Origin of the sequence: Endozoicomonas sp. ALB032 (assembly GCF_049310125.1) — a bacterium.
Classification (GTDB): domain Bacteria; phylum Pseudomonadota; class Gammaproteobacteria; order Pseudomonadales; family Endozoicomonadaceae; genus Endozoicomonas_A.
In genome coordinates this window covers 979,755-1,004,452 of the sequence record NZ_JBLYNW010000001.1, presented here as the reverse complement: position 1 = coordinate 1,004,452, position 24,698 = coordinate 979,755, and the positions used below count along the sequence as shown (strand labels likewise).

The 24,698-nt window shown below is 50.3% G+C and carries 23 protein-coding genes; 17 read left to right on the top strand and 6 right to left on the bottom strand.

Annotated elements, in window-relative coordinates; all coding sequences use genetic code 11:
• Positions 1 to 57 precede the first annotated feature (57 nt).
• Positions 58 to 1,104 (top strand): PD-(D/E)XK nuclease family protein, encoded by a 1,047-nt coding sequence (locus tag ACO6VG_RS02845; RefSeq protein ID WP_422472652.1) that lies wholly within the window; start codon positions 58 to 60, stop codon positions 1,102 to 1,104.
• A 196-nt stretch (positions 1,105 to 1,300) separates the two neighbouring features.
• On the opposite strand, the gene ACO6VG_RS02840 is transcribed toward ACO6VG_RS02845, so the two are convergent.
• Positions 1,301 to 1,456 carry an HNH endonuclease gene (locus tag ACO6VG_RS02840; RefSeq protein ID WP_422472650.1) on the bottom strand — a complete coding sequence of 52 codons (156 nt, stop codon included), beginning with the start codon at positions 1,454 to 1,456 and terminating at the stop codon, positions 1,301 to 1,303.
• Between the two features lie 17 nt (positions 1,457 to 1,473).
• Here ACO6VG_RS02840 and ACO6VG_RS02835 point away from each other — a divergent pair, with 17 nt between their 5' ends.
• Both ACO6VG_RS02835 and ACO6VG_RS02830 read left to right on the top strand, forming a co-directional pair.
• The gene (locus ACO6VG_RS02835) at positions 1,474 to 3,321 is read left to right on the top strand and encodes a phage terminase large subunit family protein (protein WP_422472648.1); all 1,848 of its coding nucleotides are present in this window, start codon (positions 1,474 to 1,476) and stop codon (positions 3,319 to 3,321) included.
• Between the two features lie 3 nt (positions 3,322 to 3,324).
• Positions 3,325 to 3,525: a phage head-tail joining protein gene (locus tag ACO6VG_RS02830; RefSeq protein ID WP_422137682.1), complete on the top strand. Its 201-nt coding sequence runs from the start codon at positions 3,325 to 3,327 to the stop codon at positions 3,523 to 3,525.
• Here the strand turns inward: ACO6VG_RS02830 and ACO6VG_RS02825 are convergent.
• A complete protein-coding gene (locus ACO6VG_RS02825; protein ID WP_422137683.1) occupies positions 3,522 to 3,866 on the bottom strand; it encodes a hypothetical protein in 345 nt (114 codons plus the stop codon). The genes ACO6VG_RS02830 and ACO6VG_RS02825 overlap by 4 nt on opposite strands.
• 39 nt (positions 3,867 to 3,905) lie before the next feature.
• On the opposite strand from ACO6VG_RS02825, the gene ACO6VG_RS02820 reads away from it, so the two are divergent.
• The 8 genes from ACO6VG_RS02820 to ACO6VG_RS02785 are packed head-to-tail and all read left to right on the top strand — an operon-like array spanning position 3,906 to position 9,820.
• Complete coding sequence (locus tag ACO6VG_RS02820; RefSeq protein ID WP_422137684.1) at positions 3,906 to 5,399, top strand: phage portal protein; 1,494 nt, start codon at positions 3,906 to 3,908, stop codon at positions 5,397 to 5,399.
• Positions 5,377 to 6,363, top strand: coding sequence for a head maturation protease, ClpP-related (locus ACO6VG_RS02815; RefSeq protein ID WP_422137685.1), 987 nt, complete (start codon positions 5,377 to 5,379; stop codon positions 6,361 to 6,363). Before ACO6VG_RS02820 ends, ACO6VG_RS02815 begins: the two co-directional genes overlap by 23 nt.
• 51 nt (positions 6,364 to 6,414) lie before the next feature.
• Entirely contained in the window at positions 6,415 to 6,795 is a 381-nt protein-coding gene (locus tag ACO6VG_RS02810; protein WP_422137686.1) for a head decoration protein, read from the top strand.
• A complete protein-coding gene (locus ACO6VG_RS02805; protein ID WP_422139018.1) occupies positions 6,792 to 7,787 on the top strand; it encodes a major capsid protein in 996 nt (331 codons plus the stop codon). The genes ACO6VG_RS02810 and ACO6VG_RS02805 overlap by 4 nt, the downstream gene beginning before the upstream one ends.
• A complete protein-coding gene (locus ACO6VG_RS02800) occupies positions 7,772 to 8,071 on the top strand; it encodes a hypothetical protein (protein ID WP_422139017.1) in 300 nt (99 codons plus the stop codon). Before ACO6VG_RS02805 ends, ACO6VG_RS02800 begins: the two co-directional genes overlap by 16 nt.
• Complete coding sequence (locus ACO6VG_RS02795) at positions 8,055 to 8,657, top strand: hypothetical protein (RefSeq protein ID WP_422472645.1); 603 nt, start codon at positions 8,055 to 8,057, stop codon at positions 8,655 to 8,657. The genes ACO6VG_RS02800 and ACO6VG_RS02795 overlap by 17 nt, the downstream gene beginning before the upstream one ends.
• Positions 8,650 to 9,051, top strand: a complete 402-nt coding sequence (locus ACO6VG_RS02790) for a hypothetical protein (protein WP_422472643.1) — start codon at positions 8,650 to 8,652, stop codon at positions 9,049 to 9,051. The genes ACO6VG_RS02795 and ACO6VG_RS02790 overlap by 8 nt, the downstream gene beginning before the upstream one ends.
• Positions 9,052 to 9,076: 25 nt before the next feature.
• A complete protein-coding gene (locus ACO6VG_RS02785; protein ID WP_422472641.1) occupies positions 9,077 to 9,820 on the top strand; it encodes a hypothetical protein in 744 nt (247 codons plus the stop codon).
• Positions 9,821 to 9,876: 56 nt separating this feature from the next.
• On the opposite strand, the gene ACO6VG_RS02780 is transcribed toward ACO6VG_RS02785, so the two are convergent.
• A complete protein-coding gene (locus ACO6VG_RS02780; protein WP_422472639.1) occupies positions 9,877 to 10,653 on the bottom strand; it encodes a DNA polymerase beta superfamily protein in 777 nt (258 codons plus the stop codon).
• A gap of 116 nt (positions 10,654 to 10,769) precedes the next feature.
• Here ACO6VG_RS02780 and ACO6VG_RS02775 point away from each other — a divergent pair, with 116 nt between their 5' ends.
• The 6 genes from ACO6VG_RS02775 (at position 10,770) to ACO6VG_RS02750 (ending at position 21,439) form a co-directional block, all read left to right on the top strand.
• A complete protein-coding gene (locus ACO6VG_RS02775; protein ID WP_422472637.1) occupies positions 10,770 to 13,757 on the top strand; it encodes a tape measure protein in 2,988 nt (995 codons plus the stop codon).
• Positions 13,757 to 14,140, top strand: a complete 384-nt coding sequence (locus ACO6VG_RS02770; protein ID WP_422472635.1) for a hypothetical protein — start codon at positions 13,757 to 13,759, stop codon at positions 14,138 to 14,140. The genes ACO6VG_RS02775 and ACO6VG_RS02770 overlap by 1 nt, the downstream gene beginning before the upstream one ends.
• A 27-nt stretch (positions 14,141 to 14,167) precedes the next feature.
• Positions 14,168 to 17,716, top strand: a complete 3,549-nt coding sequence (locus ACO6VG_RS02765; RefSeq protein ID WP_422472633.1) for a hypothetical protein — start codon at positions 14,168 to 14,170, stop codon at positions 17,714 to 17,716.
• A complete protein-coding gene (locus tag ACO6VG_RS02760) occupies positions 17,716 to 18,924 on the top strand; it encodes a hypothetical protein (RefSeq protein WP_422472631.1) in 1,209 nt (402 codons plus the stop codon). Before ACO6VG_RS02765 ends, ACO6VG_RS02760 begins: the two co-directional genes overlap by 1 nt.
• Positions 18,925 to 20,766: a hypothetical protein gene (locus ACO6VG_RS02755; RefSeq protein ID WP_422472629.1), complete on the top strand. Its 1,842-nt coding sequence runs from the start codon at positions 18,925 to 18,927 to the stop codon at positions 20,764 to 20,766. It abuts the gene before it with no gap.
• Between the two features lie 439 nt (positions 20,767 to 21,205).
• Positions 21,206 to 21,439: a hypothetical protein gene (locus ACO6VG_RS02750; RefSeq protein WP_422472627.1), complete on the top strand. Its 234-nt coding sequence runs from the start codon at positions 21,206 to 21,208 to the stop codon at positions 21,437 to 21,439.
• A 10-nt stretch (positions 21,440 to 21,449) separates the two neighbouring features.
• Here ACO6VG_RS02750 and ACO6VG_RS02745 read toward each other — a convergent pair whose 3' ends face one another.
• The 3 genes from ACO6VG_RS02745 to ACO6VG_RS02735 all read right to left on the bottom strand — a co-directional run bounded on the left by ACO6VG_RS02745 (position 21,450) and on the right by ACO6VG_RS02735 (position 24,417).
• Positions 21,450 to 21,608, bottom strand: a complete 159-nt coding sequence (locus tag ACO6VG_RS02745; protein ID WP_422472625.1) for a hypothetical protein — start codon at positions 21,606 to 21,608, stop codon at positions 21,450 to 21,452.
• Between the two features lie 201 nt (positions 21,609 to 21,809).
• On the bottom strand, positions 21,810 to 23,555 hold the full coding sequence (locus ACO6VG_RS02740; RefSeq protein WP_422472623.1) for a DNA cytosine methyltransferase: 1,746 nt from the start codon (positions 23,553 to 23,555) through the stop codon (positions 21,810 to 21,812).
• Positions 23,556 to 23,715: 160 nt separating this feature from the next.
• Positions 23,716 to 24,417: a hypothetical protein gene (locus ACO6VG_RS02735; RefSeq protein WP_422472621.1), complete on the bottom strand. Its 702-nt coding sequence runs from the start codon at positions 24,415 to 24,417 to the stop codon at positions 23,716 to 23,718.
• Between the last annotated feature and the right edge of the window lie 281 nt (positions 24,418 to 24,698).

The following is a 24,698-nucleotide window of genomic DNA, read 5'->3' as shown; positions in this document are numbered from 1 at the left end:
GTGGATGTTTAGCTGAACCATACTCCAGTTGTCTGTGGGGTAAAGTTGTGATGGTATATGTCAGGTAAAAATGCAGCACCATTAGAAATAAAAAATATGACTATTCCGAATATTTTCCGTTTTGCTACCAGTGAGCTTTCCCAAGATGCCTTTATCTGTTGGCTACTCTGCTGGGCTGACCCAGCGCTTAAAAATGAAAATGCAGAACTGCACACCTGTGGTTTGAGCCTTTTAGATGCACTCTTCCATAAGCAGGGGAAAACTCTGCCTGAAACCATCAATTCAGTTCAAGTCCGGAAACAGGACAGTAACATCGATGTTCTCTGTATTATCAACGGTGAATATGCTGTTCTTATTGAGGACAAGGTTGGGACTAAACAGCACTCCAACCAACTTGAACGCTATAAATATGAAATAGCTAATAGGCATTATGATAGTAACAATATAATACTGATTTATTTGCAAACCCGCGATCAGGGATCTTATAAAGCGGTCAAAGACAATGGCTACACCCCTTTTCTCCGACAGGATTTTCTGACTATTTTGAATAGTTATCTGGGAAGTAATCAGATTCTGCTGGATTACCGTGGTCATTTGCAGGGTATTGAAAATCGAGTTAAGGGCTACCTTAACATCGGTGTAACTCAATGGACTGGAGACCAGTGGATCGGTTTTTATATCCGATTGCAGGAAGAGCTGGGTACGGGAGACTGGGGGTATGTTGCCAATCCTTCCGGTGGTTTCTTTGGTTATTGGTGGTCCGCTTTTTGCGATGAGCATTCTAAGCAATACCTCCAGCTAGAACAAAACAAGCTGTGTTTTAAAATAGAGGTTTACAATAAGGAGGAACGTCGTCAGCTGAGAAGTCAGTGGCATAAGCAGATTCTTTCGGTGTCAAAAAATGATTCCTTCCGTTTGACAGTTACTCGACCATCCCGCTTTGGGAACGGCCAATACATGACTGTATGCATCTGCGAAGATTGGCGTATAACAAACTCTAGTGGTTTGCTTGATTTCAATCAGACAATTGAGCGTTTACGGGAAGCTATGAAGATTCTAAAGAATGCAATAATGGTTGCCAAAGGATCAATACAAATACTATAGACATCAGTGTGGTAGTTGGTTCTAGCTTACTGAGTATTTGGAGTACTCATGACTTTACAGCAAGCTGGTATGCGGGTCGCTCTGACGCTTACTTAGCTTGAGCTGCTTTGAGGCAGGGTATTTGCCCCTTCCACTGAATAATGCAGCGCAACTTTTCTTTCAGGGTCATGTTGGCAAATACTTGGTTCACGGTTTTTCAGCATACCACTTTGTTTTCAACAACATCCTTACCACCCAGACTTTTTGGCATCACATGATCAATGCTGGCGTTTTCCAGCTTGAGCTTTCGATCACAGTGGAAGCAATGATTTCCCTGAAACCATAACAATCGCTGAAGTTGAGATTTAGTCATTCGCAAGTCCTTTTATTATGCCTACACCCTATATTGCAGGCTTTTTTGCTGGTTTAAAACCGGACACCAAACTCTCTGTCTCTGAATGGGCCGATCAGTACCGGATGCTGCCCATGAAGGCAGCCAAAGAAGCCGGACGCTGGCGAACCGCTCGGACGCCTTACCTCAAAGAAATTATGGATTGTCTGTCGCCCTCTTCGGATGTGGAACGTGTCGTTTTTATGAAAGGTGCACAGGTCGGTGGCACCGAATGTGGCAATAATTGGCTGGGCTATGTGATCCATCATACGCCCGGTCCCATGATGTATGTGCTGCCGACGTTGGATATGGCCAAGAGAACCTCCAAGCAGCGCATAGCGCCGATGATTGAAGAGATGCCGATTTTGCGGGAGCGGGTGAAAGACCCTCGTTCCCGGGATTCTGGCAATACTCAAATGGTGAAGGAGTTTCCTAACGGTGTACTGATCATCACCGGAGCCAACTCCGCCACAGGGTTGCGCTCCATGCCTGCCCGTTTTCTTTTTCTGGATGAAATAGATGCTTATGAAGATGATGTAGATGGGGAAGGCAGTCCTATTAATCTGGCCATTAAACGGACAGCGACGTTTTCCCGTAATCGCAAGATCCTGATGCTCTCCACACCCAATATTGCCGGGGCCAGTAAAGTTGAATCGGCTTATCAGGTCAGCGACCAGCGACAATACCATGTGCCTTGTGTGAACTGTGGACACAGGCAGCCCATCGAGTGGCAGCAGATAAAGTTTGAAAACCAGGACCCGGAGACAGCCTGTTTTGAATGCATTCAGTGTCAACATCGAATGCAGGAACATGACAAGCCTCGATTACTGGAAAATGGGCGATGGGAACCCTTGAATACCGAAACTGACGGCAAAATCCGTGGCTACCATCTGAATTCACTTTACAGTCCTAATGGCTGGTACAGCTGGAAAGATGCAGTAGCGGATTTTCTGGCGGCCAAAGATGATCCGGTGCTCTTGAAAGACTGGACCAATACCGTGTTGGGCCAGACCTGGCAGGAAGCGGGAGAAACCGTTGATTACGAATTACTTTACCAGCGTCGTGAACACTATGTTGCTGAAGTACCTTGGTCAGTAGAAGTGCTGACCTGCGGAATCGATGTTCAGGATGACCGGGTCGAGTATGAAGTAGCGGGCTGGGGTGCTGGTGAAGAGAGCTGGTCTATTGATTACGTCCGGCTTTACGGTGATCTGAGCCGACCAGAAATCTGGAAGATATTGGCAGACAAACTCAGAACGACTTATCGACGGCAGGATGGAGTTTTAATGAACCTCGCCCAGATTTGTATGGACTCCGGTGGTCACTTTACCGATGAGGTGTATGCCTTCTCCCGTAAGCAAGGTGCTGACTGGTTGATTCCGATCAAAGGGGCTTCCCAGTCTGGCAAACCCATCGCTACCTTCCCGAAAACTCGCAACAAGAAAGGCGTCTACCTGACTCTGGTGGGCACCGACACGGCCAAAGAACTGATCTATCAGCGATACCGAATTCTGGAGCCTGGTGCAGGTTACTGCCACTGGCCGGTGAAGGACAGCTTTGATGAAGACTACTTCAAACAGGCTACGGCAGAAGAAAAGGTGCGCAAATACAAACACGGGGTCGCTTACTTTGAATGGGATGCCCGCAAGAAGCGGAATGAAGCTTTGGACTGTCGGGTTTATGCCCTGACTGCGGTGCGTATTCTGCAGCAACACCGTGGATTGAATCTGGAGCAACTGGCCGCTCAACGTCCAGAGCCGGAAGTTATGGTTGATGACTCTGAACCCGACGCTTTCTCTCAAGCCCGATCCCGACGATTCTCTCGCAGCTCTTATCTGAATGGGTAGCCAATGATTACGGATGCTGAATATAAAGTCCTGAAGCGTGCGGTATTACTAAGAGAAACCCGCACAGTGGAATTTGAAGGTCGCAAGGTGGAGTATGCCAGCTTCTCAGAAATGGAAAGGCGACTGCAGGCCATTGAGCGGGAATTGATCAAGCAACAGAAGCGACCCCGGCAATATGGGGTCTATTCGTCAAAGGGTATTTAATTTCCCAAGCCGAAAAGGATACAAAACCAAATGACGGTGGCAAAAAGAGCTATGAAGGCTGCACAAGCAAAAGCCAGTATGGGGTCTGTTAACCATAATGTGGATTCGGCCCAAAAAAAGTAGCAGGTTCCTAAAAATACAATGAGAGCTGGTAGCCACATAAACCATAGGCGAAGTGAAAGGCAGAACCTTTGCCTCCAAGTCAGCGGTTCATCATGGAAGGAATGTTGTTCAGCATGATCAAAGAAATAATCGCCCAGCTCAGGGATATCAGAGGTGTCAATGTCTTCATCTGACATTGCTTCCAAGCGTTTCCAGTCGGTGTCTGTTTTCTTTTTCATAGTGATTTTTACATTAGCACAGCTTTCGGGAATGATTGAATGGGCTTGAAACAACGTATTGCAGGCTGGCTACTGCCCGAACTGAAAAACCTGGCTTATACCTCGGCAGGTCAGGGGCGAAGAAGCCAGAGTTGGATTGCGCCTTCTACCGGACCCAATAACTCACTGACCGTAAACCTTGGAACCCTGATCAACCGCTCCCGGGCAGCGATTCGTAACGATCCCTGGGCCGCTTCCGGGCTGGAAAAGCTGGTCGCCAATATTGTCGGCACCGGCATCAAGCCCAAGTCAGAAGCCCGTGATGATGGGTTTCGTAAAGAGTTACAGGCCCTGTTTCTGGACTGGACCGATGAGTCCGATGCCGATGGTCAGCTCGATTTTTACGGGCAGCAGGCTCTGGCCATGCGATCAGTGCTTGAAGCTGGAGAGTGTTTTGTTCGATTCCGTCCCCGAAAACCCGGCGATGGTTTGAGTGTGCCGCTGCAGCTGCAATTGCTGGAAGCGGAGTTTGTCCCCTGGGATTACAACGAAGAACTGAAAAAGGGCCACAAGATCCGGGCCGGTATCGAGTTTAATGCCATCGGGCAGCGTGTCGCTTACTGGATGCACAAGCAGCATCCTTCGGATTACACCACACTGGATACTGCCGACCTGCGACGGGTGCCTGCCGATCAGGTGTTGCATCTTTATGAACCGCTGCGGCCAGGTCAGCTGCGTGGGCAACCTTTGTTGAGCCAGGTGCTGCTTCGAATGTATCACCTGGACAAATTCGATGATGCCACGCTGCTTCGGCAGGAAATCGCCAACCTGTTCACCGGCTTTATCACCAAACCGGCTCCGGAAACGGAAAAGGTCGATCCTTTAACCGGTCGGCCCATTGTCTATGACCTGCAAGGTGTTCCTATGGTAGCAATGGAGCCGGGCACTATGCAGGAGCTATCACCGGGTGAGGAGATAACGTTTAACACACCACCAGGAGCGGCCAGTAACTACCCGGACTTTATCCGCCAACAGCTGATGGCTGTGTCGGCGGGTATTGGCCTGCCTTATGAGATTCTGTCCGGCGATATGAAAGGCGTCAGTGACCGGGCTTTACGGGTGGTGCTTAATGAGTTCCGCCGTCGTATTCAACAGATCCAGCATAATTTGATGGTATTCCAACTTTGTCGCCCGGTCTGGAAGCGATGGCTGGAACTGGCCGTGCTCAGTGGGGCTATCTCAGCCCCGAGCTTTCATCGAAACCCAACGCACTATCGTAAGGTGAAATGGATTCCCCAGGGCTGGGCTTATATTCATCCGGTTCAGGATGTGCAGTCCCAGAATCTGGCAGTCCGTAGTGGTTTCAAATCTCGTTCAGAAGTGGTCTCTGAACAAGGCTACGACAGCGAACAAATTGACGATGAGATCGCAGCAGATAACCAGCGAGCCGACGAGCTGGAGCTGCAATACGACAGTGATGCCAGAACTCAGGAAATAAACAACACCATCATGGAAGAGGAACCCGATAACGATGAACAAAAAGCCGCTCAATAAGAACCGGGCCTGGTTCACGTTGAAAAATCAGTCAGGCCAACCAGCGGAGTTGCTGATTTATGATGTGATTGGCGATTGGGCAGGCTTATCTGCCCGGCAACTGGTCAGCAGCCTGAAAGATCTGGACACGGATGACATTACCGTTCGGATCAACAGCCCCGGTGGCTCAGTGTTTGACGGAGTCGCCATTTACAATGCCCTGCGTTACCACAAGGCTAACATCCATGTTCGGGTTGAAGGGCTGGCAGCCAGTATCGCCAGTGTCATTGCTATGGCAGGCGACACCATACATATGGCTGAAAATGCCCTGCTAATGATCCACAACCCCTTCGGTTGGGTCGGAGGTGATGCCGGTGAGTTGCGCAAAATGGCGGATATGTTGGACAAAACCACCGAGGTCATTGCCCAGACCTACTGCAATCGCTGTGAACTGGATCTGAAAGCCATGCTGAAACTAATGGACGAGGAGACCTGGTTCACCGCCACTGAAGCCCAAGGCCATGGCCTGATTGATGAGGTGGAAGCGCCGGTAAAAATGGCGGCCCATTTTGATCTTTCCAGCTTTATGCATCCACCTCAGCCCGCAAACTCTGAATCTGAAAATGGGGATAAAGGCGCTCATGCCCTGGCAGTAATGACCTTGTGTAATCAGGCCGGTTACCCGGAAATGGCTGAAACTTTTGTCCGCCAGCAGCAGGGTATCGAAGACGTCAAAGCTCGTCTGGCGGAATGTGAAACGATCAAATCGCTGTGTGCAGCAGCGCACTGTGAAGATCGAGCTGGACAGTTTATTCAGTCTGGCAAGACGGAAGCTCAGGTGCGTACCGAACTGTTTGATCTGCTCTTGCAGGATGACGACAGCATCAATAACCAGCTGACACCCGATCAGCAGGATAAAAAAATCCAGCCTCTGGTGGATACCCAGGCCGTTTACCGCAAGCGTAACGCTCAATCGGCAGCCTGAAACCACTCACCCTTTCTTAATTTTCCCTTTCTCACTCAAAGGAACTGAACCATGCCTGTGATGACAGAGCCGGTGCATGCTGGCGAATTTATCGTGTCCGAAGGAAACAACAGCATCAGTCGCGAGCTGGTCGAACTGGCTCCGGATCTGGCGCTACTGCCCGGCACCATTCTTGGCAAGAATACCTCTACAGATGTTTATGGCCCTATTGATCCGGCAGCTGTCACGGGTTTGCAAATGGCCGCTGGAGTGCTTTGGGATCATGTCATTACCGATGCCACAGGCGGCGAGGGCGTCATTATTGCCCGACTGGCAGAAGTGGATCAGGAGTTACTGGTCTGGCCGGAAGGTATCACTGACGAAGAAAAAACGACGGCGGTTGAGGAGCTGTCGTCACTGGATATCATTCTCAGGACAGGAGAACAGGGATGAACTTGCTGGATATTTTTAACAACGATGCCTTCAGTCTTACCAGCCTGACTGCAACTCTGAACGATATGCCCTATAAGCCTGGGCGTATCGGTGAACTGGGGCTGTTTACTGAAAGTGGTATTAACACCACCACGGCCATTGTGGAGTCCCGGAACGGTGAGCTGATCCTGTTGCCTACCTCTGAGCGCGGCGCTCCGGCTGCCCAGGCTCGGGGCGGTAAACGCAAGGTACGCAGTTTTGTGATCCCTCATATTCCCTATGACTCCACCATCATTGCTGATGAGGTGCGTAATGTACGAGCCTTTGGTTCTGAGAGTGCTTTGGAAGGGGTGAAAACGGTGGTTAATGATCGACTGTCGTCCATGAATGCCAATCATGAAGTGACCCTGGAGCACTTGCGACTGGGAGCTATCAAGGGACAGATTCTCGATGCCGATGGCTCCAGTGTTATTTACGACCTGTTTCAGGAATTCGGTGTCACCCAGCAAACCCATACCTTTAAATTCAGTGCGGCTGAAACGGATATCCGGCTGGAGTGCGTCGCTCTGCGCAGGAAGGTAGACACGGCTCTGGGCGCTCAGCCTTACACTGGATTAAGGGCCTTCTGTGGTGCGGATTTTTATGATGCTCTGGTCGGACACGACTACGTCAAAGATGCCTACCATCGCTATCAGGACAGCGCTTTACTGCGAAATGATCCCAAGACCGGATTCCGGTTCGGTGATATCGATTGGGAAGAGTATCGTGGGCAGGTAGGCGATATTCCATTCATCCAACCGGATGAAGCCTATGTAATCCCGGAAGGCACCGGCATCTTCCGCACCTGGTTTGCCCCAGCGGACTTTATCGAAACCGTGAATACCATTGGTCTGCCTCGGTACGCGAAACAGAAGATTCTCGACTTCGATAAGGGCGTGCAGGTCCACACCCAGTCCAACCCACTCCCCATCTGTCTTAAGCCAAGAGCCGTGATCAAATGCAAGATGAGCTAAGTGATCTGAAACGGCAGTTACTGGCTACCTTTGGAGAGGCTGTCACACTGAAAAAGTCAGATGACAGTAGGCTGGAAGTGACGGGCATTCTGACTCGGGAGCTGGTGCCTACCGGTCCTTATGAACAGGTGTTGCAAGAGGTCACCACATTGGCATTGGCCACGGATGTAAAGGTTAGTCGAGGTGATGAGGTGATCTCTGCAGCACAACAATGGACCATTGACCGGAAACTGAAAGGCGATGGTCAAATGAACTGGTGGTCACTCCATGAAGCTGGAGCTTGAGCTGGATGACAGCATTGACGAGTTGATCCATTACTTCAAGAATACTCCGGAAACTCTCCAGCTCGCCATTCGAAGATCATTGAGGAAGTTAACCCGTTTTGCTGAACGACGAACCCTGAGAGCATTAGCTCGAGAGCAAGGCATTACTCAAAAGAAGCTGAAAGAGCTGGGCCGGGTCAAGGTCAATCTCCTGCAACCGGGTGAGCGAGGGAGTGAAGGCTATAGTCTGGTGATCTGGATTGGTGCCTGGGATATACCGGCTCATTATCTCGGCAAACCCAGACAGACCAAACAAGGTGTCAGAACTGGCAAGCATTTCTGGGGAGGGGCTTTTTTAATGCAGCCGGTCAATGCTTCACACTCGATGGTCTTCAGGCGAAAAGCCAACTGGCGGCATAAATACCAGCGCTCCAAAAAATCCGGTCGCATGATGTGGATGGGCTTGCCTCTGGAAAAGAAGACTTTGCCGATCCTGAACAGTGCCATTCAGGTACTGGAAAAGCTTCAGCCCATTTTACTGGAGCGGTTTGCCACCCTGATGCAGCAAGAACTGAATTTCATCGTCAACGGAGCCGGTCATGCTTAACCCAGAACAACAACTGGTTAGCCTTTTGGTAGGTGTTCTGGAGACAGTGTGTAATCAGGTATTGTTGGGCTATGCTGCCACCGGCATTGAACAGGGTCTGAAGCCGCCAGCCGTACTGGTGCAACTGGAATCAATCAGTGAGTTACAACAACAGGGCAGTCGTCGTAAAGATCAATGGCTTTTTAATCTCAGCGCTGTGGTGCCGACCAATGACCGGGCAACTTATGCCTTGCTGGAGCTCTCCAGAACGATTCGCCAAGCCCTGAGTAATGATAAAGCCCTGACAGAACATTGTCGCAAGCTGACTTTCTCTGAAACCCAATTTGATATTGCCCCCAGCCAGGGACAGCTGTCCTTCGCAGATATCACCCTGACCCTCGAAACCGTTTTTTAAATCCTCTTCAAGGAAGGAGAATTCTATGTCTACTATCGACCGCAGCTTTATCGGCGCAGGCAGTATCCATATTCAACCCTACGACAAATCCGCACCACTGCTGCCCATTGGCAATGTCAGTGAGTTTAATTTCAGCTTTGAAGAAGATCGTAAAGAGCTGAAAAACTATCTGGGCGGTGGTGGCAATCGCAATGTTATTAGCCGAGTGTCGGGCATTACCGCCAACCTGGTAGCCCATGATTTCACTGCCAGTAATATCTCCCTGGCACTTCGAGGCAGTGTCACGGAGGCTTCGATCATGCCGGTGACTGATGAAGCGCAAGAAACCTATGGTGTGGCGGGTGAATTGATTCCTTTCGGGCATTTACCTGATTTGGATCAGACCATTACGGTAAAAGACAGTCTGGATACCGTATTGGTAGAAGGTGATGACTACCAACTGATGAAATCTGGCATTCAGGTCATTGAAGGTGGAGGTATTGATGATCAGGGCATCAAGGTCAGCTACACCCCACTTAAGGCTAATATGGTTCAAGCACTCGTAGAGTCCGGGCGGGAGTTTACCTTGTTTATGGAAGGATTGAATGATGCTCAGGAGGGCTTGCCCTTCAATATCCGGGTGCATCGGGTGAAGTTCTCTCCGGTACAGAATCTGGGTTTTATCTCGGATGACTTCGCCAGCATTCCCCTACAAGTCGATGTGCTGGCGGATACGGCGATTTCAGGGAATGGGCTGAGTTCTTTTATGCAGTTGGATTTGGCAGGATGATAATAGCCGATACCTATGGGCATCGTTTGCTAATAAGTTTGTTCTTGCAGTGAGGATTAGCTCAGACTTAGACGAAATAGTGAATTTAATGATTCCATATGTGATTTATCTATATCTGGAGAACCTTGATAGTTTTCTAAACGATTAAGCTCTGATTCAATGAAAGAATTTAATTCTGGAACAGCTGGTGCGTTCTCCTTTTCAAGACTTCTCTTTTTTCTTTCTAGAAGGTTAGAAATAGCTTTATCCAAGCTTGAACCTTCGGGAATCAGTGTTCGAAGCTTATTAAACTCGATTGGAGCTGGTTTTTCGTATTTTTCCAGCCACATAATAGACAGCAATGGGCGGAGAACATAAAAATACTTTTTGAGTGGAACTATTTCTTCTTTTAGGTAACCCCTATAGTTTGTTTTAGCCATGCTCCGATAGTGATAAATTCCTCTCTCTACAGAATAAATGTCATCAAGAAGCTTTCTTGCACCGTCTGCAAAAATATTATCATCAAAATAAACGATAGGTGACTGTAACCATTCTACAAGCGCGGGGTTAGATTTCCAGTAAAGTTGTAAGGCTTTTCTGATATCCCAGCCATTAATATCAATTTCATCTACGATCTCGTATTCAATAACATCACGTTTAAACTCCAAGTCAACTGAGATATACCATTCTGTTGGATGTGCATAAATAAACCTTACGTCATAATCGCTATTTTGGGACTCAAAGCCCCAAGCCCTGCTACCGGATTCGACTGCATAAAGTACTCTTACATTATGTTCTTTTTCCGCGTCCCTGATTCTTTTCAGGATTTCTTTCTTTATGTTTTCTTTGATCATAATTTAAGTCTGCTAGCAGAAGTTAGAAGTCAAATCAGAAATATCAGATAGTTCATACATACGCAGTATACCCTCGACATCATAAATTTTCTTTCATCATGCGCATGGAGGGGACTATGTCTTACATCAAGCAGTCAGCTCTGAGGCTGGTACTAAAAGCCAAAGACACCCTATCGAAAACCGTCCTCCGGTCTTCCACTTCTCTCGAGTCCTTCCGTAAAGAAGCCCAAACCCTCAAGCAAAAACTCTCTGAGTTGCAGAAACAGGATCGCCTGCTGTCGTCTTTCCAAAAGCAGGCGGCGGTGGTGCGTGGTGCTGGTATAGCCTACCGGGAAGCAGAAGCCAGAGTCGAGAAACTGGCCAGAGAGTTTCAGCAGACTGAGAAGCCTTCCCAGTCTCTCCAGCGCTCTATGGAATCGGCTCGTACATCCGTGGTGTCGGCCAGTCGTGCTTATCAGAATCAGCGCCAGAAGCTGGCCGGGTTGCGCAGCAGTTTGGAGCAGGCGGGCCTTTCCAATCGCAATCTGTCTGCCCAGCAACAGCGTCTGCAAAAGGAATTGAGAGAAACCGCATCAGCTTTGCAGAAAGTGGATGCCAAAGCTAAGACATCCTCCCGCACCTTCAAACGTTCCGGCATTAGGCAATTATCTCGAGATGCAGATCGCGCATCAGGCAGTATGGGGCGTTTGTCTCAACGATTGGGAGCTCTGGTGGCTGCCAGTGTCGGCTTGTATACCGTCAAACGGGCGATTCAGGGATTGCTGGGAACAGGTGATCAGTTTGAACGCTTGAGGGTGCAGCTCAATGCTGTGATGGGCTCGGTGGCTGAAGGTGAACGAGCCATTCAGTGGATCAAGCAATTTACCCGTGAGACTCCTTATCAACTGGGGCAGGTGGCGGAGGCTTTTGTACGACTGAAGGCGTTCGGTCTTGATCCCATGGACGGCAGTATGCAGGCCATGGTGGATCAGGCTTCCAAGCTGGGCGGTGGCATGGAGCGCCTGAATGGGATTTCTTTGGCGGTTGGGCAGGCCTGGGCCAAGCAGAAGTTGCAGGGAGAAGATATTCTGCAACTGGTGGAGCGGGGTGTTCCGGTTTGGGAACTGCTGGAAAAAGCCACCGGTAAAAATGTTCAGGAACTGCAGAAGCTTTCCACAGCGGGCAAACTGGGTCGGGACACCATTGCTCTGCTGATTGCCGAAATAGGCAAAAGTGCTGAAGGAGCAGCAGCCAAGAATATGTCACTGCTGTCCGGTTACGTCAGCAACCTGAAAGACAGCTGGCAGAACTTTCTGGATGAAGTGGCCCAGAGTGGCGCATTGTCTTATGCCAAGGATCAACTCAAAAGCCTTACCAACCAGATCAGTATTATGTCTGAAGATGGTCGTTTGTCTCGATTGGCTCAGTCCATCAGCGATGTGTTTGTGCAGATGGGTGAAGCGATCAAAGCCAACTTTACCGGGCTGACGTTTGACGGTGTGGTGGCCAGTTTTCAATCTGCGAGTCAGCGTATTGCTTCTACTCTGGCCAGTCTCAACAATACCTTTACTCTGACGGGTAATGCTGTCCAGTTGTTGTTTAATGGCTTTACCCTGGCTGTTAAGTCTTTTGGTCTGGTATTCAGTGAGGTTATCTCTTCAGTTTCCCGGGGGATGGGCAGTCTGTTGAATGCATTAGGTGCGACAGAGTCGGCCCAAAAACTCCAGTCCTTTGGTGAATCACTGAAAGCAGTGTCGGCGGGTTTCAGGGAAGCAGTAAAAGAAGATGTGCAGGACATTAACAACAACTGGCAGTCGCTGGGTGAAGCGATTGTTCAATCCAGCCAAAGTACCCAGCAAGCTATCCGTAATGAGAGCCAGAAAACGACAGCGTCCGTTGAGCAAGACGTCGTCAAACTTAACTCGGTCTACGTTGAATCCGGTCAAACCGCCAAGAAAGCCTTCAGCGATGCCGCCGATGCCCTGAAACAAATCAATGCTGCCGAAACCCGCACAGAGCTGGCTGATCTGGCCGTAAAACTGTCTCAAGCTTTCGCGGACGGTACCCTGACCCAAGAGCAATACAACGAAGCATTAGCGGCCAGCAGAGAGAAACTGGCCGAGCTGGAAGACGGTGCCCACTCGGCAGCAGATGCGGCAAGATCACTGGGCGATGCCGTGAATGAGGCTGGAGATAAACAAGCACAGGGGGCAGAACGTGCATCCGGCACACTCAATGGTTTAGTGGGTTTTTACAACAACATCACCTCCGAACTCTACGGTCTGAGCGCCCAGGCAGAAGATACATTCCTCTCCATGCAAGGCGCTACTCAGATCGATACCACTGACACCCTGGGCGAGCTGGGACAGCTAAAAGCGACACTGGCTGAAACCAAAGAGGAAGTCCAGGCTCTGGCCACTGCCAATGTCGGACTGGATACCACCGGCATCGGACACTGGATGAAGGATACAGCGACCAATGCCGCTTCAGTAAGAGCTGAATTTTATGAGCAGAAGATCGCCCTGGAAGACCTGGTGCAGAGCTATGAAAACGGCTCTGTGTCGGCCCAACAGATGGCCAGCGATGGTCAATACCTGGCTGACAGTCTGAACCTCCTCGACCAGCAAGACCTGGATCGTTTGAATCAAGCCATCGAACAAGCCAACGACAGTATGCAACGGCTGTCAGACAGCACCCAAGGCACACTGGACAGCCTTCAGGATGAACTGGATCGCCTTCAGGGTAGGCAGGGCGATATCGAGCAACGCCGCTATGAAGCCCGAAAGAAAGACCTCGAACTGGAGCTGGCCATCGCCAAACAGGACGGTGACTCTCAGGCGGTGAGCAACCTGCAGAAGGCGCTCTCGCTCAATCAATCGATCCGGGCCGAGAAGCAGCGCCAGTATGAGCTTCAACAGCAAGAGAAAGTGCAAAAGCAAAGGGATCAGCAAGCTCAACAGGAAAAATCACGCATTCAAACCCAACGGCAGCCCACCCAAAGTAGATCACCAGAGAAAGTCATTCGTCTGGAATACCCAGGAGGCCAGGTGGATGTTGGCGTTAAGCCGGGTGATGAGAAACGACTGCTGGAAGCTCTGAAAAATGCCGGAATGAGGTCTGCCTGATGACACTGGATACCATCACACTGCCCGATGATTTGTTATGGATTAACGAGTTCGACTGGAACCCTGTGGAGCAGAGCCAGGACCGCAGCCTGACCGGAGGCTTGATGATTCAGGAGCAAAGCAAAAGCTATGGCCGATCTATCGAGCTGAACGGTGGCGAAGACGCCGCCTGGGTATCACGCTCCGTGGTCGTCAATCTGCTCGCCCTGAGCCAGATCGCTAACAAAAGAATGACCCTGATCCTGCCCGATTTAAGGCAGTACTCCGTGATCTTTGATCGCAGCTCGGGAGCACCTATCGAAGCCCGCCAGGTTCTGCCTTATGCCTATCCGGGTGACAACTATCAATACAGCCTGATTATTCGACTGCTGACCGTCCAATAAGCAATAAAATATTACCAGGAGCAAGGGATGCCCATTAACAACGATGATGTAAAACTCTTTGAAAGCCAGCGACTCACTGACGAGCAAGACGGCGGTGGTCGGGCCACTGGCAGTGTGGTGATCGACGGCAATGTTAATAACCTCTTTCAGGACATCTCCCGGATTGACCGCACCATCGGTGACGTGGCTCTGCGAAAAGCCTACATAGGCATCAGCACCAATAACAACGACGCCTATCTCGGCAGCCATATCATCCTCACCGATGCACCGGATGATCAAAACGTCAGTGTGCTGCTGTTCAACACCGACAGCCAGACCGATGAACGCAATGCTGCCCGGGACCGGATCGAAGCCTATGTCGTGCCAGGCACATCAGCCAGCTTTGAACTTCTGGGTGATCAGCTGGTAGGCCAGCGCAGCATTGTCGGTATTCAGCGGCAAGAAAAAGCCCTGCCGGAAATTGGCGAAGTTTATCGACTGTACAACAGTGACAGTAAAAAGGAGCAGTACGTCCGCATCACCAAAGTGGAACACCGCATCGAAACCTTCACCTATGCCTACAGCGCAGGCAGCTATATCGACTTTGATCGTCGGCGGCTGGATATGGAGATCAGTGTGGCACTGATAGATCGTTTTCCAGGCGGCACTGCCACACCAGCAGGGACCGTTATGCCGGTGGATGGGCAAGGAGCCAGCGAAGCGAAGACCTCAGTTCAGTCGACCCAGATTGCAGACACCTCACGCTACTACGGCATCCAGCCAACGAAAGCAGCCATTAACCAGGGCGATCTGACTCTGAAGGTCAACAGCGTTTATTCACCTCTGGTGCCGAGCGCCCGAGTAGAAAGTCCAGTGGTTGATCAGTACGGCGGCTACACAGCCAAGAGGATGGTGGCCACCTCCTCCAGCCAGCGCAATGTCAGCCTTTCTTTTGTGCATCTTTCCGGTAACCAGAGCCGGGCCTTTTTACAGACCGGAGCTTTACCCGGAACCGTGACGCTGTCGTTGGAAGGCGGTACCTTTGAGGACGACAAAACCGGCCAGCTGGTACACAAAAGCGGGGCCAATAACTACAGTAACCTGACCATTGACTATGAAAGTGGTGAGCTGAACGTCTGGCGAAACAGCAGTTACTATACCAGTACGGCTACTGCCCTATACCAGCCTGCCACTGGCATCACCGGAGCCGCCATCAGTGGCACTCTGGACATCACCTCCCAGAACCGTGGCTTTAACTACACCTTCAACTTTGCCGAGGCCAAGCCCAAGCCTGGCACCCTGGTGGTCAGCTATATCTCTCTGGGCAAGTGGCAAGACCTGAGCGATCAGGGCAATGGTCTGCTGGCTGGTTCAGGCTCGGGCACTATGGATTTCAGCACTGGCAGCGTGGCGATGACTCTTGATGGTTTGCCCGATCCCGACAGCAAGCTGGTGTTCAGTTATATCGCCCAGGCTGATGATGAAATCACCCTGAGAACCAGCACAGTGGCTGTAGATAAGTTTTCTTTCCGGCACACCACTGCCAAGCCTGGCATCAAGCCGGGCAGCGTCGTCATTACCTATCTGGTCGGTGGTCTAACCAAAACCCTGACCGATCTGGGCAACGGCCTGTTAACGGGCGATGGCTCAGGCAGTGTCTTCTACGCTCCCGGGGAGCTGGGCTTTGTGCTGAATGCCCTGCCAGATCAGGGGACCGAGATCCAGATCCAGTATTCTGAGGGAGCAGTGGCCGGAGGCATTGTTAATGTGTCGGTGGACGGCTCTGGTTTAATGACAGGAAGCATTGCGGGAGCGCCACTGCTGCCAGGCTCGGTTCAGATTCAGTTTGCGGTTGAACGACAGAGCAATGTGCCACAGCATGCCAGCAGTCGCAGCAGTGACTACACCACTTACCAGACCACGTCTCAGCGATTTAAAAGTTACACTGACGATGGTAGCGGTAACTGGCGTGATATTGCCGGTACGATTGATTACCAGACCGGTGACTTCACTCTTCAGGCGACAGAGAACTACAGCTACCCAGAATACACACTCAGAAAAGAAGTCTACAAATACCGACTGAGTTACACCAACACCACCAGGACCGAAGTCTTCACAGGCAACACAGTGACCAGCAAGGCGCAAAGCAACAGCCTTAGTCACCAGGCGAATACCGATACCCTGAGTGCGCCAGAGCTGACCATCGACCTGCTGCCACTGATTGAAGATCCACTGCTGCCCGGCAGTGTCATTCTGGAGTGGAATGGCGAGCTTTACTTTGACCGAGACGGTGTGCTGTACAAAAACGTCAGCAGTCAGACGAATGCCGGATCATCGATAGGCACCCTGGATTACACCGGAGGCGTGGCGACACTGGCCGTCTATCCCTCGGGCACCGTCAACTCGGCAACAGTGCAGGCGGCTGCCACCATCTCCGGTGGCTTTAAAGTCGATGCGGTCGCCTTTAGAACACCAGGTGCACCCATCCGGACCGGAAGCCTTCAGCTCACCGCAGTGCGGGTGGATAATGCCGAGATCATCACCGCCACCGCAGACTTTAACGGCGATATCAACACCTCAGAGGTTCAGGGCTCCATGGATGCCACCACCGGCTGGTGTGAGCTGACCTTCACCGATGGCACCGATCCTATCTATGTCATTCCACAGAGTGTGCGCTACAACTGCATTGTGGAAACCAGCCTGCCATTGGATGCCGAGCTGGTCGGTCTGGACCCGGTACGTCTGCCACCCGATGGCCAGGTGCCGATTTATCGTCCGGGGGATATTGTGGTCATCAGTCATAGCCAGAGCACCGATGCAGGCACACCCGCAGCTGGCCAACTGGTCACCCTGAACCGGGATCATCAGGCTGAGATCACTGTGGAGGACAGCCAGGGCCAAGCCCTCGATCCAGCCCAATACACGACGGATCGTGAAGCTGGTACCGTTACCTTTGCCGATCCACTGCTGCTTCAGGATGCAGAGAGCAACAGTCTAACAGCGCCGTTTACCATTAAAGACCGGGTCGAGCATATGAGCGTGGCCAGCGACGTGCAAATCAATGGCGAGATCACCATCATTGCTCCGGTACCCTGGGACTTACCAGCCAATGAAACACAGGTCAGCAGCGCCGTGGTTTATGGTGACTTGCAAGCCAGGGTTCACAACTTCTTCAGTCAGAAAGTCTGGGACGGTGGCGATCCCAACTGGACCGATGAGCGCATCGGCGATAACACCACTGCCCAGTACAACACCATTAACTATCCATTGGTGGTGACCAACAAGGGAGCCATCTTCGGCAAGTGGGCCATTATTTTCACGTCCGGCTCCGCCTTCCAGATTGTGGAAGAGAAGCTCGGGATTATTGATACGGCCACTACTGCCGCTGATGCCGCACCGATTAACCCGGAAACTGGTACACCTTACTTCACCATCAAAGCTGAGGGTTGGGGAACCGGATGGGCTGTGGGCAATGTTATTCGTTTTGATACAGACGGCTGTCTGGCTCCGGTGTGGATCTGCCGAACTGTGCTGGCCGGGCAGGGCACAGAAACCAGTGACCAGTTCACATTGCAGATTCGGGGGGATGCTGACTGATGGCAGGGATATGGTTTTCTGAAGAGAACGCACAGGGAAGGTTGGAGAGTCCTGCAACAAACGGCTGGAATGACAGTACCGGATTTTATCCAGGCAGAGAAATGTACTTTCATGCACTGATACAAGTCAGTGCCAGTCAAGCAGATCAATACGTCCCGCTTCTCAGAATTTATTCGGACTCGAGTAGTGCAACGGGCACCGGTTACCAGACCCTGATCTGGGTAGACAGTGGATCAGTAAAAGTCACTTGCTATAACAACGGTGGGCTTTCCTATCGAGGGTATTCTGAAGGCAGTGTTCCCTTTGATGAACTCTTTGAAGTGGTTGTGACAGTGAGTCCTTCGCAAAATACCGCATCGAATAGAATTAGAATTTTTATCAACGGAACTAGCCAAAACATTCTGTCCTTATATGCCAATACCAAAGCTAATACTTTTACAGCCTATACCAGAGCTATTTTGGGAAATGATGGTGCCCAGCTGGGCAGTGCAAAAGCATTGTTCATAGCAAGTGCAACATTGACCAATGGCTATAACAACTCATCCACACCCATCAGTTCTTCCGCCAGTGATTATGTAACCGTTTGGCATTGGGACTTTGAAGACAGTGGCAACCCACTGAAAATCATCACCAGCCGTAACAATATTGCCTCAGAACTGCAGTGGACTGACACTGACGACACCACTGTCGTTTGGAGCGACACCAACGGTCCACCTTCTTCAGGCAATGGTGGCGGTATCATCATCCCGGGAAACGGCAACACCACCCGCATCCAGGGCACCGTCAAGGAAGACGATCTGCCAGTGGCTCGCCGGGTCTTTGCCATCACTCAGGCACAACTGGAAGTCGATGGCAGCCAGGAAACAAAACATGCCGTGTTGAACAGTGTGCTCAGCGACAGCATCAGTGGCAGTTACTCTCTGGATACCAGCCCCTACGAGGGAGCCGTGATTGTGGTGGCCATGGATGACTATGGCGAAGTTTGGCAGGGCGATACGGTCTACGAGGTCGGTGACGTGATCCGCCCGGCTGACTTTCAGGGTTATGTTTACCTCTGCACCCTGGCCGGTACAGGCGACAGCACCGAACCTACCTGGTGGTTTGATGACAGTGTTCAGGCAGTAGGCACCGCCCAATTCAAAGCCAAGCCCTACACTCGCCCCCTGGCCCATGGCCCGGTGACACCCGAGATCGTACCGGAGAGTTAAGTGGCCTACTTTCCTGAAAAGACACAAGACTTCAGCTTTACCCGGGAGGCTTATCAACCCGCCACCCTTTTTGAGTTTTATCCACAGCCCACCTATGCCTTTATTCCACCACCCACTGTCGTCAGTGCCTGCCAGAGCCAGTGGCAGACAGGCATCGCCTACCAGGTATCTGCCCGGCGGCTGTTCCAGCACTCAATGACGATTCAGGTCAGTGTTCAGCAAAGTAGTCATCAAGGCACCGTTCTGGAAGCTCCAGAGCTCGGACTGTTCTGGGGCAAGGTGCCTGAATTGGAAGAAGCCGTCAGAATTAGTCATCAGCAAGCCAGTGATCACCAGAGTCAGCAACAGGCTCTCTGGCAGCAACCACCTGCCAAAGAACTCAGCATCGATGAGTTCAGGGACCAGAGTATCCAGCCAAGAGAGCAGCAAAGTTCTGAACAGTGGCAGCAAGGCAGACAGATAGATCGGCAGAATACAGAGCGTTTTGATCGCAGTGACGAGTACGGCCCGGCGCGTCAGATCACGATTAATGGCTACCAGTTACCAGCACCTGCACTGCTGAACTTTACCTTTGCGGCCAAACGTTACTCACCATTGACCACCCCAGACGTGTATTTCAATCTGGGTGAGAGCACTCCCAATAGAGCCATTCAGCCGAAAGACTCTCTGCAGCAGTCAGCCTTCAGCAGTAACCGCACTCAGGATGAACCCGTCATCATCCCGTGGGGACCCGGCAGAAAAGCCAAAGATGACACAGTCGACAGTGACTATGGCGGTGAGATCGATGTCATCGAAAAGCCACAACCCGAAGAACCAGAGATCAGGGAGACCTATCTGCTTATGAACACCATCAGTGTGGTGACGCTGCCCGACAGGACACCGATCGAGATGAGCAACATGGATATCAGCCTCGACATCGACAGCTTCAGCTGGGCACTCAGTGGGGAGCTTTGGGGAGCCAGCAGTCTGGCATTAGTGGAACCCGATCAGGACGGCCCCAAACAGATCGAGGTCAACATCAATGGCTGGAAGTGGATCTTTATTGTGGAGCGATACACCGGCTCAAGAGCGTTCGGTCAAGAAAAATACTCGATATACGGAACCAGTCGTACACAACTGCTGGCAGCACCCTACGCACCCCAGCGCAGCAAGTCCAACAGCAGCAACCTCAATGCAAAACAGGCGATCACTGAAGAGCTGGACAACACCGGCTTTTCTGCACTCTATCCGGAACTGGATGATTACAGCACACCCGACTGGATCATCCCCGGTGGCAGCTTCAGCTACCAGAGCGAAACCGCCATGACCGTCATCACTCGACTGGCCAGCACAGCGGGTGCCGTGATCATTCCTTCCAGGGATACCGATCAGCTGAACATCAAACCCCGTTATCCGGCCAGCCCCTGGAGCTGGAACACTGCCACCATGGACAAGATCATACCGGCCAGCATGGTCATCAATCTCAGTGCCAGCTGGAGGCCAGAGCCGGAATACAATGCCGTCTATGTGTCAGGCACCCACACAGGAGTCGCAGTCAACGTTAAACGCCAGGGCACTGCAGGTGACAACCCAGCACCAGACATTCTGGAAGACTGGCTGACAGAGACACAGGTAAACACTGAGCGAGGTAGAAACGAACTGGCCAAGGGTGGCCATCAAAGTATCACCACATTGGAGATGCCTCTCACAGACAGCACAACTGCGCCCGGGCTGATTGAACCAGGTCAGCTGCTAGAGGTGCAGGACATCACCGGAGATTGGAGAGCACTATGCCTGTCTACCACCATCAAAACATCAGATAGTAGAGTTAGTCAGAGCCTTGAACTGGAGCGGCATTATTGAGCTACATTTGTCTGAGAACATTAAATCAAACGGACGTATGAAATGTACCAGTTGAAGGATCAACGGCAAATTAAGCAAGAGTACTGCCGAGAATTGGAGTTTAACTGCATTAGTTTTCACGGCAATGTTTCTGTAGAGGATGAGCTTCCTGATCAATTTAAGGTGTTATTTGTACCAGCTTCTCTGGAAAGAATGCTCACCGCTTGACACGCCTTACAAGGTGGAGCGACGATCACAGGGACAAAAATTCGAGGTTATGATGTTCAGTCTTCGTTGCAAGGTCGTGAAGTTCGTGATGTTCGTTTGCTCCTAAGCCAGTCAAAGCCAAATCATGTCATCATTGAACTGCAGTGCTTCTGCAAAATCAGCATTTGCTGTTTTATAAGCTGTCTTGAGTTACATGATTCATGGTTTGATACCATCGGATAAAGAGGCAGCTATGGGTACTACTAATATCTGGCAGCAGTTCAAGGCGCTTATCCCGGAAGGAAGCAAGGTTGTAGCCACTATCTCCGCACTCAATGGAAATGGAACCAGTCAGGCCCAGCTCAGGGATGGTTCAATCGTGACAGTGAAAGGAGAGTCTGTGGGAGTGGGGCAGAAGGCTTTTATTCAGGGGGGAGAGGTAAAGGGGACTGCGCCGGATTTGGCGCAGTATGATGTAGAGGTATAGTAAGTCTGACTTATTCCGGAGCAGGTAGCTGTTGCCTCATGGCATCCTTATCCAAACCAAACACTTCTTTCTCGGGTGAATGGAGTCGCTGACTACTCTTCACAATCAGTCCCGCCCGCGCAGAGGCCTGCTGGATAAGTTGAGAAGTGATGAGGCCTGTATGAGACATAATTTGACAGGAACCAATGTTTGCTGCGGTTTCGTGGCAGAGTGAAGGGGACGTTTATAGTAGCGACATATTTTGGTCGGCAGTCCGTTGCGGCGCACATATTCAGCCTGAGACAGGCCGTTGTTCTCAGACTTCGATGTGGTTTTGCCAGTATTGCTGCTTTCGTTCTCCGGTCATTGGAACCCTCCGAGGTTAGGGAGGTTAGAGTATTCTGGAGGTTTTGCAGGGTTTGAAGGTATAGTTGGCTGAAAGCTTGCGTTGTTGGATAATTTGTGGAGAGTCCTTGTGGGCAGACTCTAGATCAACTGATTCCAGTACATGGTTAACAATTTGACCAATAGCTTTACCTAGAAGTGGGGGGACGGCATTGCCGACTTGAGTGTACTGTGGCACCTCGAAACGGCGGGCTTGGTCACCGGTTGTAATCTTAGACCTAAATTTAAACCAGTCTGGAAAAGACTGTATTCGAGCCATTTCCCTGACGGTTAAGGACCTGAATTCTTCATAATGACAAGCGTCATCCGGTATTGAAAGCGCTGCTGGCGCAGGCTCATCTTTTACTAGCGCTCTCTGTGTTTGCTTCTTTGTTTTCAATCGACGAAGAAATTTAATGAGTTCAGCTCTGTCATTGAATTTGATTAAGTTCTCATCAGGCCCGAGCACTTTAACACTATCGCCCAGAAGCTCGTCGATGCTTTCTGAAGTAAGATGTACGAAGTCGTCCGTTCGAAGAGCTGAGATAACGTCATGTCGTGTTCGTGGAGATAAGCGAGACAGAGCTTGATAGAGACTAAAACGCTGTTTAACAATTGGTGAGTGGCGTCGTACCTCATGGTTAAACACCTCTGAAGGCTGTTTCCGACCAGATAATAGCCCATTGATTTCCTTCAAATATACATTGTTTTTGATGGTTTTTACCTGAGAATTGAAAGCATTAAAGCTCAAGTCTTCAATCGCATCAGCTACAGTGTGCAGCTGGGAACTTGTATGGCTGAAGAGTGGGCTTAAGAATGTCTCCTTAAAAAAAACTTGATTTTTTTCGACATCATAACAACAGGTGAACTCTGATTCGGTGATAGCCAGGTCAGGTTTGGCTTGAACTTCCCTGTAGAAATTTTGAGTCTTCTGCAGTATCTCAACTGAAGTTGGTTGGCCACTTTTTTGCTCGCAGTGTAAGAAGGTTTCAAAAACAGATTCTTTCATGGCCAGCATGATGAATCTGGGACGGTTTTGAGCTGCACCAACGTACTTTGCATTTACGTGTAGACACAGAGGCACAAAGCCTTTGGAGACAAAAGCTTTGGCGACCTCATACCAGGCGTAATGCTTTTCACCATTTACTTTGAACGCATGTAGAATGCCGGATACATTCTCGAGAACGACCATGCGAGGTTGAACTAGTTCAACGAAGTTAGCAAACTCCCAGGGTAGTCGGTTGCGCTCGTTATCATGTTGGCGAAGACCCGCTAAGCTGAAGCTCTGACAAGGAGGGCCGCCTGATACTAAATCTACGCCGGGCTCTACTCCTGAAGTGTTGTTGAAGCCTCTACGAATATATTCAAGAAGCATCTGGTCATGCTTTTTCAGGTAGCTATTCAGGGCGATGATGTCCCCGATCAGCAACCCTCCTCGTAATAAACTTACATCTTCGTTGTCAAGATCGTTATAGCCTTGACCTGGGGCTGGAGGAAGGCGGGGATTTTCCCTTAAACGTAAACCCAGTTCATTGCGGTTATATTTGCTATTGAGCCAGAAGGTCTTTTGGGCCTGTTCCCCCTTGTCAGCTAGTTTTCTGAGGTTTTCCCCATTCTCTCCCAGTAAGTTGTATGCGAAAGTTTCGCTAGCCATCGGGGATAATTCATTAGCTAAAACGAGCTCGAATCCCGCCGACTCAAGGCCTAGAGTCATACCCCCGCATCCCGCGAATAATTCGATATGGTTTGGCAACTTTTTCCCCGTGGTTCAATTGAATTAAATAAGTTACTTTTATCACTTTTTGCTATAAAAGTCATTACAGCATGTAACGGCAAAATTGGCCGCGTATTCTACCATTACTGTTACAGGTAACCTACTGTGAGTGCCCCCCTTTTTTGCCAACGCGAAACCGTCACTTTCTAGCTGTTCCTTTGCGAGAATTATTATAAAAAAGACAATAACTTGAGAGCGGGCATGCTTCGCAGTGAGGACGATTTGCCGTACATGTCGTTTTAGCCAAATCTAGGACAGCCCAGTTTAGTTCACGTGCACTGGGTGAGTTCACGATACACTCGGCCAAGTGCTTTAACTTGGGGTCACAGCGGATATCGGCCATACGGCGTGGACCGTATAAACGCTCAATCACGCGTGCAAAGTTGACATCAAGTAGTGGTACTGGTTCTTCAAATACCAGTAAGCGAATCGCATTAGCTATGTAATGACCAACCCCAGGTAGCTCCATTAATGCCTCGGGTGTATGGGGTAAACATTCATCCCGGTCGAGAATCTCCCATGCCAAGGCTTGCAGGTTTCTTGTCCGTGCTTGGACAAGACCAAAAGGGGTGAGCAGTTCTGCGAGCCGCTCTTTGTCTATGGTGATTAAAGTTTCCCAGTTCTGCACTTCGTTAAAGAACTGTGGCCAGTAAGTTGCCACGGTTTCGGCCCTGGTTCGTTGCAAGAGGCACTCTGTAATAACCAGCTGAAATAGATTAATAGATGTTTGTCGCCAGGGGTAATTGATACCGTGCTGGCTGAACCATGATAGCAATGCATTCTGTAATAATGGTATGTGCCGAGTATTCAGGAAAAATGGTGACTGGACAGTGCCATGCATTATCTTTTCCTGTTGGTTATTCACAATGTAGACGGTTGTCAGTGTTGGATAGAGTGGTAACGATATCAAGTATTGCCTTCTTTATGTTTGTACCTCCCTCTTTGATGTGTGGCAGATAAAATGCACTATCCTCTGGTAAGATGCTACGAGTTTCAACTTTTCTTACCTGTATACTTAAGTTGGTTGTTTGAGGGTTGTCTTTCTGCTGGAATACATTATCTAGATCAAGATGCACTCCGATCTGATGGGGCTGTATTATTTTTGATCTCTAAGTGCTTGTA